We start from the raw sequence: 19,425 nt of genomic DNA, 5'->3' as shown, positions 1-19,425 counted from the left end.
CAGGAGTGGTGATCGTCTTGAGGGAAAGACGTTCCAGGATCACGAGATAATGGTCACGCCATTTCCCTCAGCGTGGGGGGATTCCATCAAGTCAATGCGAATGACATTCGAGGATGCGCAGGATCGACTGTCGGTATTTGAGCGCTTTGAGCGTCCCTTTGTCTTTGATCATCTGCCTACCCCTCTATCAGGCAAGCTCAAGATGATGATCGAAGCGTTGGATGAAAGAGGCGAGGTACTGCCCGGGTCTGGTGAGCAGTTCGGCTTCGAGGTCGAGTCACCGGATGTCGTCGCCGAGGAGGTGAGTGACCAGGAGGTGAGTGACCAGGAGGACACGCCGCAAGCCGCCCAGGCGCTACTGACCAGTAGTGATGAACCTGCTGCGGGCACAGGACCTGCCTTGCTGGCCGAACCTGCCCCTCTGGCCACGGCGGCGCTCATCGCACCGGAAAGCTTCACTACCCTTCGTATCGAGGCCGAAGACCTCAGCGATGACGACGGAGATGGCAATGCATCCTCCATCGGTGGGGCCGGTATCGAGGTGGTGACCGGGGGGGATAATCCGTCCAATACCGCCAATGCATCAGGCACTGCCTACGTGGATTTCGGCGGCGCGACCGGCGAGACGCTGACCTTCACCTTCAGCGTCACCGAGGCCGGTGAATATGAACTCGCGCTGGGGTATGCGCTCAGCCAGAATGGCGATGGGTCTGATCGAAACCGCCCATTGCGCCTGGACGTCAATGGCGAACTTCAGGATCGAATGTTTGATCTGCCGAGCACGACCCTGACCGGCGACGCCACTGATTTCAGTGAGTTCGGCGAGCGTACCATTCGCGTTCAGCTGCAGGCGGGCGAGAACACGGTGTCCTTCACCTCCAATGGGGCCAGTGGCCCCAACGTCGACTATCTGGAAGTGCGTGCACCGGACCCGGACGTCTTCGTCATTCAGGGTGAGGATCTCGATATCGGCCCGACGTCTGATGTCGCCGACGCTGGCACCAATCGTGTGGTGACTCTCGACAATATCGCCAGCTTCACCAATGGCAGGGAAACCTTCCGGGTCGGCGCCGAAGGCGCCAGCTATCTCGACTGGGCATCGGAAAATGCCGAGGCCTACGGTGACTTCACTCTCGAGGTGGCTACCGCCGGCACGTACAGTGTCACCGTGACCTATGCCAGCAACTCGGCGCGTCCCATTGATCTCTTTTTGGTCGATGACGACACGCAAAGTCAGGTCGGTACCTTCCAGTTCGCAGCGGTGACTGCGCCGAATTACTACCCCGATGATGTCGATGATGTGCCCGCGGACAACCAGCCAGGCAATGGCGGGCCTTCCGCGTGGGAGGGCTGGTCGACCGAGACGCTGGAGATCACGCTGGCCGCCGGCAGCAATACCCTGCGTCTGGGCGGCGCGACCAACGGGCCGAACATCGACAAGATCGAGGTGGCGCTACTGGAGGCCGATGCGGTGGAGCCTGTCGATCCGGTGATTGCGCCAGTCGTGATGCAGGCAGAGGATGCCGTGCTGGGTGCCGACAACGGGGCCGCCACCGTGGTGCGTGACGCCGCCAATCCTGAAACCGGTGGCTTTGTCGGACTGCGCCCGGACTTTTCCGGCACCGGTTACGTGGATTTCGGCAGCGCGCCGGGTGACAGCCTCACCTTCACCGTCAATGTGGCCGAGGCGGGCGACTACGACCTCAACTTCCGCTATGCCAGCAATGGCGCGCGTCCGTTGGCTCTCTCGATCAATGACGGCGAGTCCTCCGAGCTCGCCTTTGTCGGGACTGACCCCAACGCTGGCAACGTCGACCCTGAGGGCTTCGATGTCTGGAGCTACCACACCCTGACGACGAGTCTGGAGGTCGGTGACAACACCATCACGCTGACGATCCCTGATGGGCGCAGCAATGGGCCCAATGTCGATCGCCTGGAGGTCACCACGGCGGGCACGGGCCCGGTAGGGGATGTCGTGGCGGATGCCGGTGCCTCTGTGCTGACCTTTACCGCCGTAGACCCCCTCCTCAATGGCGCGACCGTCGGTGAAGCGGGCTTCAGCGTCAGCGGACTGGATGCCGACATCACCTTCGTCGGCGTGACCTTCGATGAGGGAATCACGGTCCAGGAGGTGGTGCCGAACCCGGATGGCAGCTTCACGCTGGATCTGTCGGGATTCGCTGATGGCGATCTGTCGGTCACGCTGATCGCCATGGATGCCTTCGGCAACCGTGCCGAACAGAGCCTGGCACTGACGCTGGATACCACCGCCGATGAGGGGGGCGACCTGGCACTCGAAGGCCCGCAAGATGCCATCGAGGCGGATGACAGCGCCAGCGTGGTATTCGGTGTCGCGGGGATCGATGACGGCTCGACTCTCGAGATCAGCTTCGACGGCGGCGTGACCCGTCAGTCCGTTGTCAGCGATGGCGACACCTTGACGGTCGATCTCTCCACACAGGCCCCGGGCGATGTGATCGTGACCCTGATCGTGACCGATGCCGCCGGTAATGAGGCGAGTGTCGCGGAGCCAGTCACGCTGGCCGTCGTCGGCAGCGTGACGCTGGATGTCACCTTCGATGACGCCACGATCAGCGCCTACAACGCGACCCAGGACAATCCCTCCGTTGGCACGGGGGCGGTGGTGGAAGACGACGGTGGCACTCTGACGTTGAACGACAATGTCTGGAAGCGGGCAGCCCTGCCGGAGGACTACACGATCACCAGTGGCAGCATCCTGACCCTGGATGTGGCCATATCCGATTCGCCGGTCCCCGAGATCGTTGCCATCGGCTTCGATGCCGATTCCAATCCGTTCAATGGCGGAAACAGTGTCTATCAGCTGGGCGGCAGCCAGACGCAGGGTGGCTTTGTCGATCTGCGTGGGCAGGGCATCGACAATGGCGATGGCACCTTGCGCTTCACCATCGATCTCTCGGCGCATGCGGGCATCACCCTCGATTCGCTGGTCTTCGTCAACGACGATGATGTGGGCGCCAAGGGCAGTGCGAGCTTCAGTGGCGTAAGCCTGTCAGAAGCCGATGTCGATGACACCAACAGCGCACCGCGCGTGGTGGGGGGTGGCATCGCTGATCTGAGTCTCGACGAAGGCGCGAATCTCGAGGTTGACCTGCCCTTCGTCGATGACGATGGCGATGACCTCGCCTTCAGCTTTCAGGTCACCGATGGCGATGGCCTGCCGGTCACCGTGGACGGGCTGAGTGTCAGCGACACCGTGCTGTCCGGGAGCCTCGCTGGTCTGGTGCCGGGCGATTACACCATCACGGTGACCGCCGATGATGGCACCGCCAGTACCGATACCGACTTCGCCTTGAGCATCGAGAACGTCAACGACGCCCCGGTGGCGGAGCCTGCCGCTCTCGAGCCCTACTTTGGAGAGGTGGGCGAGAGCTTCCTCCAGATTCCGCTGGCGGACTTCGCCTCGCTGTTCTCCGATGCCGATGGCGACAGCCTGACATTGACGGCCGAGGATCTGCCTGCCGGACTCGAGGTGATCGACGGTGTCATTCAAGGCACGCCAAGTGAAGGAGGCACCTTTGATGTTGTCGTGCGCGCCACCGACCCGAGTGGTCTGTCAGCGACCCAGTCGCTGAGCTTCATCATCGAAGGCACCCAGGTTGGCGATAGCATCACGATCGAGGCGGAAGATTTCACGGATCTCGACGCCGGTAACCTGATCGTCACCGGCAGTGCGTCGGCGTCCAACGAGCAGCTGATTCGTCTGACCAGCAATGCGCCGGCGACGATCGGCACTGATCTCTCGGCGGGCGGTGTGGAGCCGGGCTGGTACATCGCACGCCTCTATGTGTTCGATGAAACCGACGGTGAAGGCACCTTGACCCTGACCATCGGTGACACCGTGCTTGAAGCGCGCAACACGACAACCGATAGCCTGAGCGCCGACGTGGTATTGAACGACGACTTCGGCACCTTCGTCGGCAGTGGCGCGCGCGGAAATGCTGGCCAGAGCGGCAACCGCAAGGAAATCGTCTTCGAGACGCCCTTCGAGGTCACCGCCGGTGATCTGGCAAGCCTCGAACTGCGTGGTGCCGGTGGCGAGCTGATGCGTATCGACTCGCTTGAATTCGAGCGTATCGATGAGCCGGTCAACACTGCCCCGACCCTGGCGGGACTCGGTGCCGCGATCAGTGTCGACGAGAACAGTGCAGGCGTGGCGAGTCTGGTGCTTGAGGATGCCGATGGCGACAGCCTGACGGTGACGCTGTCCGGTGCCGATGCCGCGCTCTTCTCCTACGACGTGGCGAGTGGAGGAATCGCCTTCCTCAATCCACCGGACGCGGAGCTGGCCGCCGACAGTGATGAAGATGGTGTCTACGAGCTGACCGTGACGGTGACCGATGGCGAGGACAGCGTGTCACAGGACACCCTGATCACCGTGGCAGATCTCAATGAGAGCATCGCCATCGACCAGACCGCGTTTGCAGTGGATGAGAACCTGACCGAGATTGGCGCGATCCCGCTCGTCGATGAAGACGGGGGGACTCTCGGCCTCAACGCGCCGGTATTCGCCATCACTGGCGGGGCCGACTCTCCGCTGTTCACCATTGACGCCACCACCGGCGTGCTGAGCTTCACCAGTGCCCGCGATTTCGAGCTGGCGGTCGATGATGACGAAGATGGCGTCTATGACGTCGAGGTCAGCGTCAGTGACGGCGACCTCTCCACCACCGCGCAGCTCTCGGTCACCGTGAATGATGTCGATGAAGCGCCGTTCTCGCCCCTGCGTCTGCAGGCCGAAGACGGCACGGTGACGAGCTTCGATGACGGTGCCAACGCGACGGATACCGTAGTGCGCGATGCCGACAATCCCGAAGACAATGCGAATCTGGAGAACGGTCTGCGGCCGGGCTTCTCCGGTACCGGCTATCTGGACTTCGGCGACACGGCTGGCGATAACGTCGCCTGGCAGATCGAGGTGGCCCAGGCCGGTCAGTACGACATCAGTGTGCGTTACGCCACCAATACCGATCGTCCGCTGGATCTGGTGATCAATGGCGGCGATCCGCTGATGCTGGCCATGGCCAGCACGGACCCGGACGGCAGCGGCGGGGAAGAAGGCTTCGACCACTGGGTCTTCGAGACCTTCACCGTCAGCCTGGAGGCGGGCAGCAACGCCATCGTGCTGGCGATTCCCGCTGGCGCCACCACCGGTCCCAACATCGATCGCATCGAAGTGACCGACGCCGGCAGCGGCCCGATCCCGGAGGATGTGAGTGCCGATGAGGACGGCGATCTCGCCATCGTCGCGGCTGACGACACTCTCGATGCCAGTCAGCTGGCGGCGGCAGTCTTCAACGTCTCCGGCATCGATGATGACGTGACCAGCGTTGCCGTGTCCTTCGACGGCGGCGCGACCCGTGAGGAAGTGACGCCGGACGCCGATGGCAACATCACGCTGGATCTGAGCGGCCAGCTCGATGATCAGAGCGGCGATCTCGCCGTCTCGCTGTTCGTCACCGATGCCACCGGCAACGAGGCCAGCGCCAGCGAGGTGGTCAGCTTCGAGGACGCAGGCGTGGTGGTGGCGCCGATCACCCTGCAGGGAGAGGACGCCGATATCGTCGACGTGGGCGGTATCGCCCAGGGCGAGGTTACCCGGCCGGTGGATGCCGACAACCCCGATGACTTCGGCAACCATCGTCCCGGTGCGGTGGGTGATGCCTATCTGGACTTCGGTTCCAATCCCGGCGACCAGATCACCTTCAACGTCAACGCGCTGGAGGCCGGTAGCTACACCGCCACCGTGCGCTTCGCCAACGGCGGCAATGCAGCGCGGCCGCTGGATCTGACCGTCAACGGCGATGATCAGGGCCAGCTCGGCTTCTCCAACGCTACCGGCGCGGACGCCTGGAACGAGTGGCAGACCCTGGAAGTCGAGGTAGATCTCGTCGAGGGCGCCAACACCTTCACCCTGACCATGCCGGCCGGTGCCACCGGCGGGCCCAACATCGATCAGGTGGTGTTCGACTTCAATGAGGCCGACGTCGGCACCCCTGCATTCAACTTCGCCATCGAGGGCGAGGCGCTGACCATCATCGATACCGACGGTGATACCCAGGTGCGCGATGCCGACAATCCGGAAACCAATGTCGCCTCCGGACCAGATGGGCTGTGGGATGACTTTACCGGCACCGGTTATCTGGACATGGGAGCCGACGCCGGTGACGCCGCCGAGTTCCAGGTGGCGGTCGATGAGGCCGGTACCTACACCCTGGAGGTTCGCTATACCAATGCCGGTTCCAACGGCGCCGATCGCCCCATGGACATCCTGGTGGACGGGCTGAGTCAGGGGAATCTGGCCTTTGCCTCCACGGGGATCGACGCCGCCGGCTGGGAGAACTGGACCACCACGACGCTCGAGGTGGAGCTCGAAGCCGGCGACAACACCATTCGCCTTGCCAACCTGGGCAACGCCGGCCCCAACATCGACAGCCTGACGGTGAGCCGTGATGGCGTGGTGCCGGAGCGTCCGGTGGAGCCGGGCGAGCGCTTCTCGGTCAAGATCAACTTCCAGCCCGAAGGCACCGCGGTGCCGGATGGCTACATCGCCGACAACGGCAAGGCCTTCGGCACCCAATCGGTGACCGTGGATGGCCAGACCCATCAGTACGGCTGGATCACCGAGGCGTCGATCTACGACGGCGAGCCCGGCACCGAGCCGCTGGACATCAGCGCGCTGACCAGCGTGGCGGTCAACGACCGCACCGATGACATCGCCGGGCTCGACCCGCGCCAGGGCACCTACGCCCACTTAGACCAGCCGGGAAGCGCCTATGTGCGCGCCGGCTGGGAGATCGAGCTGGACGATGGCTACTACGAGGTCACCGTCTCCATCGGGGATACCTCCGGGCCCTACGACAGTCGCAACGTGCTCAATGCCGAGGGTGAGCTGTTCAATGATCCCTTCACCCCGTTCCGGCCCGATGATTTCCCGGCGGACGGCAATCCGTCAGATGATACCGATGGCTTCCGCTCGGATCTGGTCACCCGCATCGTGCAGGTCAGCGATGGGCGTCTGACACTGGATTCCCTGGGGCTCGACAACGAGAACACCGAGATCCAGTACCTCGAGATCCAGGCACTGCCGGACCTGACGCCGGAAGATGATCGCATCGCCGCCGAGGATTACGCCTTCTTCACTGACGCGCGCGCCATCGCTGGGGTCGGTGACAACGAGGTGGAAGTCGATCTGGATCCCGACGACGGCGGCCTGCCGAGCGGGGTCGACCCGACGTCCGACATCTTCGTCGGCATCTCGGTGGTGGACGGTCGCGGCGGGGCACTGCTCGAGAGCCTGGCTGACGGTTCGATCCGGCTGATCGAGACGCTGACCGGAGAGGAGGTCAGCTTCAACGCCAACACCACCGGTGGCTTCGATTCCCTGACCATCTCGCCGAGCCAGACGCTCAAGGAGTTCACCAGCTATACGCTGATCATCGACGGCTTCCAGGATCGTGGCGCCAACGACGACCTGGACGCGCCGACCCGTGAGTTCCAGAAGTACACCAACACCTTCATCACCGGCGAAGCCCCGGAGATCGTCGCTCGCGATGTGGCCTTCAATGACGTGGTGGAACTCGACGGTGCCTCTGACAACGCCTTCGGTTTCACCTCGCTGGAGATCACCGCCGATGGCTCGACGATGTACATCGCGACCATTGGTGGGCAGATCCTGCGCTACGACATCGACCCCGTCGATGGCTCCCTCGGCAACCGCCAGGAGCTTTCGCTGCCGAGCGATTACTTCCATCAGGACGGGGCCGATGCCAGCAATGATCGCCGCGGGATCATCGGGCTGGTGATCGACCCCACCGATCCCGACGTGCTGTGGATCACCGACAACTATCCGATCCCGCTGTCTGGCCGTGACAACGGCGTGCCTGACTTCAGTGGCCGGATCACCAAGATCACCCTGGAGGGCGGTAGCGAGTTCTCGGGCACCGCCGAGCCCTACATCACTGGCCTGCCACGCTCCAATGGCGATCATGTGACCAACAGCCTGGAGTTCCGCGCGAATCCGGATTACGACGCCGAGACCAATCCCGATGTCCCGAGTCATCTGCTGTATCTGATCCAGGGCTCCAACTCTGCCATGGGCGAGCCGGACAGCGCCTGGGGCAATCGTCCGGAGCGTCTGTTGAATGCCGCGGTGATGGAGATCGACCCGACCCGTGATGCGCCTCCCGGTGGCTTCGATGTCACTACCGAGCCGCTTCCCGACAACGGCCAGAATACTCGCTTCGATGACCCGGATGGCCATCCCAAGGACGACCCGATCCCGATGGGCAATGGCGAGTTCCTGGTGTTCGATGAGCGTGGTGTCGCCACGGTGCAGGACGAGTCCGGCAACGTGCTCGAGTCCTACTACGACCCCTACGCCAGCGACGCGGTGCTGACGATCTTTGCCACCGGGGCGCGCAACGCCTACGACCTGGTGTGGCATTCCAATGGCTTCCTGTACGTGCCGACCAACGGTTCGGCGGCAGGCGGCAACGTGCCGGATGACCCGTCGACGCCGGAGGACGAGCGCTACACCAGTGTCGAGAAGCAGGACGACTATCTGTTCAAGATCGTCGAGGGAGGCTATTACGGGCATCCCAACCCGCTGCGCGACGAATACATTTTGAACGGCGGCAATCCGACCAGTGCCACCGACCCCAATCAGGTCGACAAGTATCCGACAGGCACCAACCCCGAGGGCACCTACGATATCTCGGGTGTCTATTCGCTCGGCGAGAATCGCTCGCCCAACGGCGCAGTGGAATACACCAGTGATGTCTTCGGGGGCAATCTGCAGGGCAACGTGTTGTTCACCGAGTACTCCGGCGGTGATGACGTGCGCTCGATCACGCTGGATGCCAACGGCAACGTGATTGGCGATGACGTACTGCGTGATCCTGAGGGCAACGTCATCAGTTACGTCGACCCTCTGGACATCATCGAGAATCCGGTCACCGGCCAGCTTTATCTGCTGACCCTGAATCGCGGCAATGGCCAGAGTCAGATCATTCGCCTCGACCCGGCACCGGGCGGGGTGGTGGACCCCGTGGACCCTGTCGACCCGACGGATGAGCTGGTCTCGCTGCTGGTCATTCAGGCCGAGGACAGGACGCCTGACGACGGCACCGCCGTGACGCTCGCGACGGGGACGGACGCCGAGATCCAGATTCGCGACATCGACAACCCCGAGACCAACCAGCCGGACCTGCCCAATGGCCTGCGCCCCGGTGCCTTCGGGCTCGATGGCAATACCGACGATACCGATGGCACGCCAGGCGGCTATGCGGACTTCGGGTCTACCAATGCCGACTTCCTCACCTTCACGTTCGAGCTGGATGCCGAGCAGGCTGGCGACTCGGTGCTGCATCTGCGCTATGCCAACGGCGGCAATGCCGATCGCCCGCTGGAAGTGTTCGTCAACAATGTCAGTGTCGGGGTGTTTGACTTCAGTCCGCCCGACGGCCTGACGGGGGATGCAGCCTGGGCCGAGTGGTTGACCGAGGCCGTGGCAGCGACGCTGGTCAGTGGTCAGAACACGGTGCGCCTGCAGGCCACCGCCGACACCGGCCCCAATATCGACCAGCTGGAGATCCTGCAGGAAGCGCCGGATACCACGCCTGGCGTCGATGAGTACGAGGCCGAGGGGGCAGTGCTCGATGGCGCCGTGGTGGTACTGACAAGCGATGATGATCGCAACGCGTCCGGTGATGGGTACGTCGACTTCGCGGGAACGGGTGATCAGACCATTACCTGGACACTCGATGTCGCCGAGACGGGAAGCTATGACATCGCCTTCCGCTACGCGCTTGCCGCGACCAAGGATGACCGTCCCCTGGGGCTTGCGATCAATGGTGTCGACCTCGGGGTGTTGAACTTCGAAGGCCAGAGCAACGCTGACGAGAGCGACTGGTTCTTCCAGAACACGCTGGTCGCTCTGCAGCAGGGCAGCAACACCATCACCCTGACCGCGCCGGGTGCCGTGGGGCCGAACATCGATCTGCTGCAGGTGCCGAATGCACCGTCCGACAGCTTCATCCCGGTCTATGCCGATGTCTCGAACGGGTCGCGCATCGAGCTCGAGAGCGGTGACAGCGCACGCACCCTCAACGAGCTGACCGCCGACTTCTACTTCAGCGTGGACAGCAGCGGACTCTATCGTCTGGATCTGGCCGCGAATGCGGGCGCCGATGATGGCCAAGGCCTGGCCCTGACGCTCAACGGGCAGTCGGTGAAACTGCTGGCCTATCCGGGAGTGGGTGACGCTGGTGAAGAGGGCACCTATGTCGAGCTCGAGGCCGGGGTGGAGTACAACCTGCGTGCGGTGTCCACCGCCGATGGTGCCGATGATCTCGACTATCTCGATGTGATGCCGGTGGTCGGCAGCGACGACGCCGATATCGTGGTAGAGAGCGGTGATGCCGCCTACTACTCCGATCGCCTGCACTTCAGTTATCTGGACAACAACAGCGGCTCGAATCCCGATCGTGACTTCAAGGAAAGTGCCACGGTCACCATTTCCAACACCGGCAGCGATGTGCTGGAAGTGCTCGATGCCGACATCGACGGCCCCTTCACGCTGGCGGACCCCGAGGTGTTTGATGGCCTGACGCTGGCCGCGGGGCAATCCCTCGAGGTCACGGTGCTGTTCGACCGGGACAGCTACACCGCGCCGTCCAACAATGCCGGTGATGGGGTCTTCGAGGGCCGTATCCGTCTCACCACCAACGATGCCGACTCACCGATCGCCGAGATCCACATGGCAGGCTTCTGGCAGGCGCGTGACGAGGGTGGCTGGGAGCCCAACGTCAACGAGGTGTGGGAGGTGTTCGGCTTCGGTAACCGTATCGAAGGCTTGTCGACCGTCGGTGGCGGAGAGAATTCGGTACTCAACGACTTCGATCTGTATCGCCCGGTCAATGATGACGAGGTGCTATCGCGCTACTGGTCTCTGGCCGAGGGGGCTGGCGAGGCCAGGATCACCCAGCTGGCGGCCTATCATGGCGGTGGCGGGGCGACGCTGGGTATCCACAACCCCGGCGACAAGGGGCAGGACGTGATCTTCTCCAATCACGCGGGCGACAATAACCAGTCGATCCTGCCGGTATTGAGCAACGGCAACTTCGCCACCGCGACCTTCGGGCTCGATGATATCCCGGCCGGGTGGGCCGGAAGTGGCGTGTTCGGTATCGAAGTGGCCAATCTGTCCACGGACCCGTCACTCAACCCGACCGGAGGCGGCACCCCGCCGGCCGATGCCGAGGGTATCGAGCGCGGCTATACCGTGCGCATGTTCCGGGCTCTCGATGCCGAGGGCAACGTGATCCCCGACACCTACCTGGGGATCATGGATTACACCGGGATCAACTATGACTACAACGACAACATGTTCCTCATCGAGGGCGTGACACCGGTGTCTGGTGGTGAGCTGACGGTCATCAACAATGACGGCGTGCCTTCCAACGATCGCCTGGTGATGTCGCGCATCGAGAATCCGGCCAATGCCGCGCAGGAGGTGCATGACGAGGTGACCGTCACGCTGAGAAACGATGGCTTCGAGAGTCTCGACATCAGTCGTGTCGAGGTCAGTGATGCGACGCTGTTCGAGCTGACGGAGGCCTTCACTGCAGTGACGCTGGAGCCGGGTGAGTCAGTCGATGTGATCGTGCGCTTCATCGCCGATGACCCCAACGATGGCAGCCTCTACGAGTCCAGCCTGATCATCACCTCAAGTGATGCGGATGAGGGAGAGAAGGTCATCGAGCTTGCCGGCCTGGCCCAGAATCGCTCAGAAAGCGGCCAGGAACCGGGAGTGCAGGAGATCATCGATGCCTTCGGCTACTCGACCAATGTTGCCGAAGGGCAGATGAACCAGGGAGGGCTGGTGGAGGCCAACGGCGATGAGATCCTGTCTCCGTACTTCCAGCGCGCCGATGGAGGCTCGCCGATCAAGATCACTCAGCTGGCGGCTTACCATACCCAGGGCGACGTGGCACGACTGTTCATCCACGACGTCGACAGCCGTGATATCGACGAGGTGCTGGCCCACGACGAGGCCGATGGTCAGACGTTGCTGCCACGCACGCTCAATGAGGGAGATCTGCTGACCACCACCACCCTGGATCGCGATGCGCCCTTTGGTTTCTTCGCTGAGATATCGGGCCGCCAGGGCTATATTTCCTGGTCCGATCCCGACGCCAACCTCCATGAGGACACCGTCGATGCCATCGGCACTCCCGGCAACAATCTCAACTGGGACGAGAATGATGGCCATCTGATCCGTGTGTATGTGGCCAGGGACGCCGCCGGCAACGAAATCCCGGATACCTATATTGTGATCCAGGATTACGCGGGGGTGAACTACGACTACAACGACAACATCTTCCTGGTGGAGAACGTCACTACCTACGATCCCGCAGGGGCGGAAGATGCTGACGGCAATGGACGAGTGGATCTGTACGACGACGATGACAACGACGGTGTGCCGAACTTCCTCGACAATCCCGAGCCGGTGGGACAGAGCGCCTTCAATGCCGGCGAGACTGCTTGGGCGGTGGGAAGCGATGGCCTGACACTGGAAGCGCGCCTGTTCGACAACGGTGGCCAGGGCGTCGCCTACAACGACACCACGCAGGCCCACCAGGGCGATGGCTTCCGTTCCGACGAAGCGGTGGATATCTCCAATGGCAGTCTGGCCATCGGCTATGTGGCCGACGGTGAGTGGCTCGAGTACACCCTGAATGTCGAGACGGCGGGCACCTATGCACTGAACTTCTCCGCCTCGGCGACTTCCGACGGCAAGTCGATCACCGCCGCCTTCGAGCAGGACGGCAGCTTCTATACCGAGGGCCAGGCGGTGGCGGTACCGGACACCGACGGTTTCACCAACTTCACCGATGTGGGTCCCTTGACCTTCACGCTGGAGGAAGGTGAGCAGGTGCTCAGGTTGACCTTCAACGGCGGACAGCTGGATCTGGCCTCTCTGAACCTGACGCTGGTGGCGCCGGTGGACGATGGCCAGCAGGCGTACACCGACGATGGTCAGCCCTGGCAGGTAGGCAGTGATTTCAGCCTTGAGGCGGTGAATTACGATGAAGGCGGACAGGATATCGCCTACAACGATTCCAGCGAGGTGCAGGAGGGGACCGATGTTCGCGGTGAGGGCGTGGACATGGCCAGCGGCGGCAGCGCCATCGGCTGGATCGAGGATGGCGAATGGGTGGAGTACACCTTGAACGTCGAACAGGCCGGTACCTACGATATGGCCTTCCTGGCTTCCCTGGGAGTCATGGGAGGAGGTCAGCGCAGCATTACCGCAACCTTTGCCAAGGAGGCCGACGCCCCGTACGCCAGCGCCACACCGGTAGGGGTCTCACCGACCGGTAGCTGGACCAGTTTCGTGGGTACCGAGACCACCCAGGTGACCCTGGAGGCTGGAGAGCAGGTGCTGCGACTGACCTTCAATGGCGGTTCCATGGACCTGCAGGGATTCTCGCTCTCCCTTGATGGTCAGCAGGCCTTCAATGCGGGAGGCATCCCCTGGCAGGTGCAGGCGGATGAGGGGCTCAGCCTCGATGCCGTCAACTTTGATGAAGGTGGGCAAGGGGAGGCCTACAACGAGCTCTCCAGCGCTCAGCTCGGCTCGAACTATCGCGATACACCGGTGGATATCGTCGGTGAGGGGGAAGCGATAGGCTGGGTAGAGGATGGTGAATGGCTTGAGTACACCATCGATGTCGAGCAGGCCGGCGCTCACACGCTGTCATTCGTCACCTCCGCTCCTGACAATGGGCGCAGCATCACGGCCTCGGTGGAGAAGAATGGCGAGTTCTATGACGAGGCCAGTGGCACGCTACCCAATTCCGGTGCCTGGGGAGTTTATGTCGATGGTCCCTCGCTGACGCTGGACCTGGAGGAGGGGGTGCAGGTGTTGCGTATCACCTTCAATGGCGGTTCACAGGATCTGGCGTCCTTCCAGATCACGCGTGATCCGGATGTGGCTCCGGCTGGCTCACCGAATGCACTCGCGATGATGAGCATGCTCGAGGACGGCGACGCGATTCCGGTCTCCAATGATGAGGAGGCGCCGATGAGCGACGATGTCGGCCTTCAGGGCATACAGGATGATGTCCAGGCCGGCCTGCTCTAGAAAGACGGCGCAAGATGACGGGGAAGGCGTGAGCAAGTGGCCGGGAACATGGCATGGGCTGGAACCTTGCCTTTCCCGGCCCGCGTAGATGCCTGGCAGGACATGCGTAAGTCTCTGACGCGCATGTCCTGCCAGGCATCTGCGTGTCGCCAGTTCCCCCTCTCCTTCTTTCGGTGTGACGCTCCGAGATCTCCCGGCAACACTTGATGGCGCGAGACGGGTCTCGATCTCCGCGCCTGCGTCTGGCGTTACCGGAGGCTCGCCTGTCAGAAGCGGCTGCGAACACGCACTGCAGCGTCTGTCTTCCTGAGCTGTTATCATGCCCGCCTTCAGATTCACCTTGTTGGCTGTTGTCTCCCTCATCTTTCGTCTGGCCTCCCGCCATGTCCCTCGTCATGCGCCTGTTGTCGCAGGTCGTCGCTGACAGGACGGCACCTCGGAGGGACAGAACGCGAACCGGGAGATTACAGGCACGCATTCGCTTGCAAGAGGACATGAGATGGCTCGTATTGCCATGGCACGCCACATTCTGGTGAAGACCGAGGCCGAGGCGCAGCGTCTCAAGCAGTCACTGGAGCGCGGCCAGCCGTTCGAGAAGCTGGCGAAGAAGCACTCCACCTGTCCTTCCGGCAAGCGGGGCGGTGACCTGGGCGAAGTGCGCCCCGGCCAGATGGTCGGCGGCATCGATAGCGCCATCTTCAAGGGCCCGCTCAATACCCTGCAGGGGCCGCTGAAGAGCAAGTTCGGCTATCACCTGCTGGAAGTCTTCTTCCGTGGCTGATGCCTGACGGACCGCGATTCCAGACCCCGTATCATCCGGCGCCAGCGTGACGCTTCGTCACCGCCCACCTTTTCATTCCAAACGGATATTCCCTCGTGATCTCTACCGCCAATCTCACCATGCAGTTCGGTGCCAAGCCGCTGTTTGAAGACGTCTCCGCCAAATTCGGTCGTGGCAATCGCTATGGCCTGATCGGCGCCAACGGCTGCGGCAAGTCGACCATGATGAAGATTCTCGGCGGCGATCTTGAGCCGTCCGGTGGCCACGTCATGCTCGAGCCCAACACCCGTCTGGGCAAGCTGCGTCAGGACCAGTTCGCCTATGAGGAATACACGGTGCTCGACACCGTCATCATGGGTCACGAGCGCCTGGCGGTGGTCAAGGCCGAGCGTGACCGCATCTACTCGCTGCCGGAGATGAGCGAGGAAGATGGCATGAAGGTCGCCGACCTCGAAGTCGAATTCGCCGAGCTTGACGGCTACACCGCCGAAGCGCGTGCCGGTGAGCTGCTGATGGGCCTCGATATCCCCATCGAGCAGCACCTCGGGCCGATGAGTGAAGTCGCGCCGGGCTGGAAACTGCGCGTGCTGCTGGCACAGGCGCTGTTCTCCGATCCTGACGTCCTGCTGCTCGATGAGCCGACCAACCACCTGGACATCAACACCATCCGCTGGTTGGAAGGCGTGCTGACCGCGCGCTCCAGCACCATGATCATCATCTCGCACGACCGTCACTTCCTGAACAGTGTCTGCACCCACATGGCGGACCTGGATTACGGTGAGCTGCGTCTGTTCCCGGGCAACTATGACGAGTACATGACCGCCGCCACCCAGGCGCGTGAACAGCTGCAGGCCGACAACGCCAAGAAGAAGGCGCAGATCGCCGAGCTGCAGTCCTTCGTCAGTCGCTTCTCCGCCAACGCCTCCAAGGCCAAGCAGGCGACCTCGCGTGCCAAGCAGATCGACAAGATCCAGCTCAACGAGATCAAGCCGTCCTCACGCGTCAGCCCGTTCATCCGCTTCGAGCAGACCAAAAAGGTCCACAACAACGCGGTGATGATCGACAAGCTGGCCAAGGGCTTCGATGGCAACACCCTGTTCGAGAACTTCAGCTTCACGGTCGCCGCCGGTGAGCGTGTCGCCATCATTGGCCCGAACGGTATCGGCAAGACCACGCTGCTGCGCACCCTGGTCGGCGAGATGCACCCGGATGCCGGTGAAGTGAAGTGGACCGACGCCGCGGAAGTCGGCTACTACGCGCAGGACCACGCCCATGACTTCGCCAACGACATGAGCCTCTACGACTGGATGTCGCAGTGGACCGGTGGGGGCGAACAGGTCGTGCGTGGCACCCTGGGGCGCATGCTGTTCTCCAATGACGACATCCAGAAGTCGGTCAAGGTGCTTTCCGGTGGTGAGCAGGGCCGCATGTTGTTCGGCAAGTTGATCCTCAAGCAGCCCAACGTGCTGGTGATGGATGAGCCGACCAACCACCTGGACATGGAGTCCATCGAGGCACTCAACCTCGCGCTGGAAAACTATCCGGGCACGCTGATCTTCGTCAGCCACGACCGTGAATTCGTCGGCTCGCTGGCCACGCGCATCATCGAGCTGAATGCCGAGGGTGTGGTCGACTTCTCCGGCACCTATGATGACTACCTGCGCAGCCAGGGCGTCATCGTCTGAGCGAGCACGTCTGCTCCCTGGCGTGAAATCCCCGCTCTGATCGCCCCCGTTGCCCCTGGCAGCGGGGGCGATCTGCCATCTGGCGTCGACGATCCGCGCCATTCGATTGCGCGATGTGACTGCATGTGAGAATCATTCGCCGATGAGGTGTATTTGTCTTATCATCTGCGCCTCTTGATCGCACCCGCGCGAAGGCGTGTGCATCCACCTTGTCGTCGCTCACCCCAGGAACAGAGTCATCATGTCAGATGTCGCACCCGGTGCCCCCGCTCAACGGCCCGCCTCGCGCGCCACGTCCCTGCGTCAGGACACCCCCCGTCAGCGAGGGCGGCGCAAGACCCTGGCGCAGCGACTCAATCCCTGGATCCGCTCTCTGCATCTGTATTGCGGCGTCGCGCTGGTGCCCTTCGTGCTGTTGTATGGCGTGAGCGCCTTCCTGATGAACCATCCCGGTCTGTATCGCGACATCCAGCAGACACCCTTGTCGTCCGAGGCATTGCAACGCGCCGCGTTGGGCCCGGTGGATGCCCAGGCTCTGGCCGTGGCCACCGTGGCGGAAATGAACCGAGTCTCCTCGGGGCGTCATGAATTCACGCTGGTTGATCCGCAGGCGCTCGAAGGGGCGCCGTTGTCTCTGCTGCTGGATTCCCGGGGAGCGGACATGCGTCAGCGCTACATGGTGGATCTTTCCCACGGTGAGGGACGGCGCATCGCCATGCAGGAAAACGCCGCGGGAAATGCGTCGGCTCGTCCTGCTCGCATGCCGCTGGCCGGCCAGACCCTGACGCTTCCTGACACCTCACCACTGGCGGTGCCACTGGTCAGTCAGCAGGCCCGTCTGCGCGAGGCGATCGGCGCCAGTGAACGTCAGCCGCTCAATGGCAAGGGGACGCTCGACTTCACGCTGGAGGACGGCAGCGGCCAGCGCTTCACTGCCCAGCTGGACCTGTATTCAGGCAAGCTGAAGGGCCAGCCCGTCGGGCAGGACCAGCCCGGCGCGGGGCTTGGCGAAACCCTGACGCATCTGCACAAGCAGCATGGCTACAAGAGCAGCGTGCTGGAGTGGCTGTGGGCCGTGGTCGTGGATGTCATGGCCTGCGTGATGGTGATGTGGGGGCTGACTGGCCTGTGGATGTGGTGGCAGATGAAACGTCGGCGCCCCCTGGGCGGCCTGCTCATGGCGGCCGGTATCGGTCTGTCGGCGGCTCTGGGACTGGGGCTGCATGCCGGAATGTGACAGGTGAGGTGAGCAGGCTCTTGGCTTGACGTCATGTCCAGCGAGACACGACAGAACCTGACAAGATGGCATGTCAGCTGACGTGCGAGCTGACGTGCGAGCTGACGTGCGAGATAAAAAGGAGCGCTGTGGATATCCGCAGCGCTCCTTTTGATGGCCAATCCGCGTTCCACATGTTGCCAGGGGACGGCGGGAGCCCGAAACCGGGCGTGGCTTCTGGTAAACTGCGCGGCCGGTGTCTGGCACAGTCGGGCCACCACGGTGCCGCTACTCGAGCACTCGGCGTTTCAGCACCGTCTTTCTCTTCTTGTTGCACGAGGTTTCCAGCATGGCCACATACGACGTCATCATCATCGGCGCAGGCGCGGCAGGCCTGATGTGTGCCGCCACGGCGGGCTATCAGGGCAAGCGCGTGCTGGTGCTGGACCACGCCAACAAGGCCGGCAAGAAGATCCTGATGTCAGGTGGCGGGCGCTGCAATTTCACCAACCTGGATGCCGGGCCGTCCAACTTCTTCTCACGCAATCCGCACTTCTGCATCTCGGCACTCAAGCGCTACACGCCGCATCACTTTCTCGAGCTGGTGGAGCGTCACGGGTTGGAGCATGTCGAGAAGAAGCCGGGGCAGCTGTTCTGCGCGGATTCCGCCAAGGATCTGCTGGCGATCCTGATGACGGAGTGCGAGTGGGCCGGGGCGGAGATTCGTCTCAACACACGCATCACTTCGCTTGAGCGTGCGGGTGAGGGCATGCGGGTCGAGACCAGCAACGGCACGCATACGGCAGGGCGGGTGGTAGTGGCGACCGGTGGCATGTCGATCCCGACGCTGGGCGCGACAGGCTTTGGCTACGACATCGCGCGCCAGTTCGGGCTCGAGGTCACCGAGACCTACGCGGCGCTGGTGCCGTTCACGCTGACCTCGCAGTGGAAGGAGCGCCTGTCGCCGCTGTCCGGGCTTGCCTGTGACGTCAGCGTCACCGCCGGCAAGGGCCAGTATCGCGAACCGATGCTGATCACCCACCGTGGGCTTTCCGGCCCGGCGATGCTGCAGGCCTCCAGCTGGTGGACGCCCGGTCAGCCACTGGACATCGACCTGCTGCCGGGGGTGGACGCCTACGCCGAGCTGCTGGCCCTGCGTGAGCAGCAACCCAAGCGCCAGATCGGTCCCTGGCTTGGCGAGCGCCTGCCCAAGCGTCTCGCCCAGTCGCTGGTCGAGTGGCAGGACGCCGATGCCGGCCGCATCAGCGAGCGCAGTCTCGCCGAGCTCTCCAACGCGCGTCTCGAGAAGCTGGCCAAGGCGCTCAATCACTGGCAGCTCAAGCCGGCGGGCACCGAAGGCTGGCGCACCGCCGAGGTCACCATGGGCGGCGTGGTCACCGATGCCATCTCGCAGAAGGACTTCAGCGTGCGCGATCTCCCGCAGCTGGCCTTCATCGGTGAGGTGCTGGATGTCACCGGCGAACTGGGCGGCTACAACTTCCAGTGGGCGTGGTCCTCGGCGGTGGCCTGCGGGCTGAACTGCTGACCAGCACGT

At 63.0% G+C, this 19,425-nt stretch carries 5 protein-coding genes; all 5 read left to right on the top strand.

Features of this window, described 5'->3' with window-relative positions; all coding sequences use genetic code 11:
• The first annotated feature begins 94 nt into the window (after positions 1-94).
• The 5 genes from OW493_RS10680 to OW493_RS10660 all read left to right on the top strand — a co-directional run bounded on the left by OW493_RS10680 (position 95) and on the right by OW493_RS10660 (position 19,416).
• Entirely contained in the window at positions 95-14,188 is a 14,094-nt protein-coding gene (locus OW493_RS10680; RefSeq protein WP_289864096.1) for a carbohydrate-binding protein, read from the top strand.
• 499 nt (positions 14,189-14,687) lie between these two features.
• Positions 14,688-14,969 carry a peptidylprolyl isomerase gene (locus OW493_RS10675; protein WP_289864095.1) on the top strand — a complete coding sequence of 94 codons (282 nt, stop codon included), beginning with the start codon at positions 14,688-14,690 and terminating at the stop codon, positions 14,967-14,969.
• A gap of 95 nt (positions 14,970-15,064) precedes the next feature.
• Positions 15,065-16,654: an ABC-F family ATPase gene (locus OW493_RS10670; protein ID WP_077375479.1), complete on the top strand. Its 1,590-nt coding sequence runs from the start codon at positions 15,065-15,067 to the stop codon at positions 16,652-16,654.
• A gap of 241 nt (positions 16,655-16,895) precedes the next feature.
• Positions 16,896-17,891, top strand: a complete 996-nt coding sequence (locus OW493_RS10665) for a PepSY domain-containing protein (protein WP_271303157.1) — start codon at positions 16,896-16,898, stop codon at positions 17,889-17,891.
• 328 nt (positions 17,892-18,219) lie between these two features.
• Positions 18,220-19,416: an NAD(P)/FAD-dependent oxidoreductase gene (locus tag OW493_RS10660; RefSeq protein WP_271303156.1), complete on the top strand. Its 1,197-nt coding sequence runs from the start codon at positions 18,220-18,222 to the stop codon at positions 19,414-19,416.
• The last annotated feature ends 9 nt before the right edge of the window (positions 19,417-19,425 follow it).

The organism is Cobetia sp. 14N.309.X.WAT.E.A4 (genome assembly GCF_030397495.1).
Classification (GTDB): domain Bacteria; phylum Pseudomonadota; class Gammaproteobacteria; order Pseudomonadales; family Halomonadaceae; genus Cobetia; species Cobetia marina.
Note: the sequence above shows the minus strand (reverse complement) of the source record. Positions and strands in the feature narration are given on the sequence as shown.

Excerpts from the sequence above, each read along its gene's own strand:
- OW493_RS10680 (WP_289864096.1), top strand. The coding sequence starts at position 95 with ATGCGAATGACATTCGAGGATGCGCAGGATCGACTGTCGGTATTTGAG.
- OW493_RS10660 (WP_271303156.1), top strand. The coding sequence starts at position 18,220 with ATGGCCACATACGACGTCATCATCATCGGCGCAGGCGCGGCAGGCCTG.
- OW493_RS10675 (WP_289864095.1), top strand. The coding sequence starts at position 14,688 with ATGGCTCGTATTGCCATGGCACGCCACATTCTGGTGAAGACCGAGGCC.
- OW493_RS10665 (WP_271303157.1), top strand. The coding sequence starts at position 16,896 with ATGTCAGATGTCGCACCCGGTGCCCCCGCTCAACGGCCCGCCTCGCGC.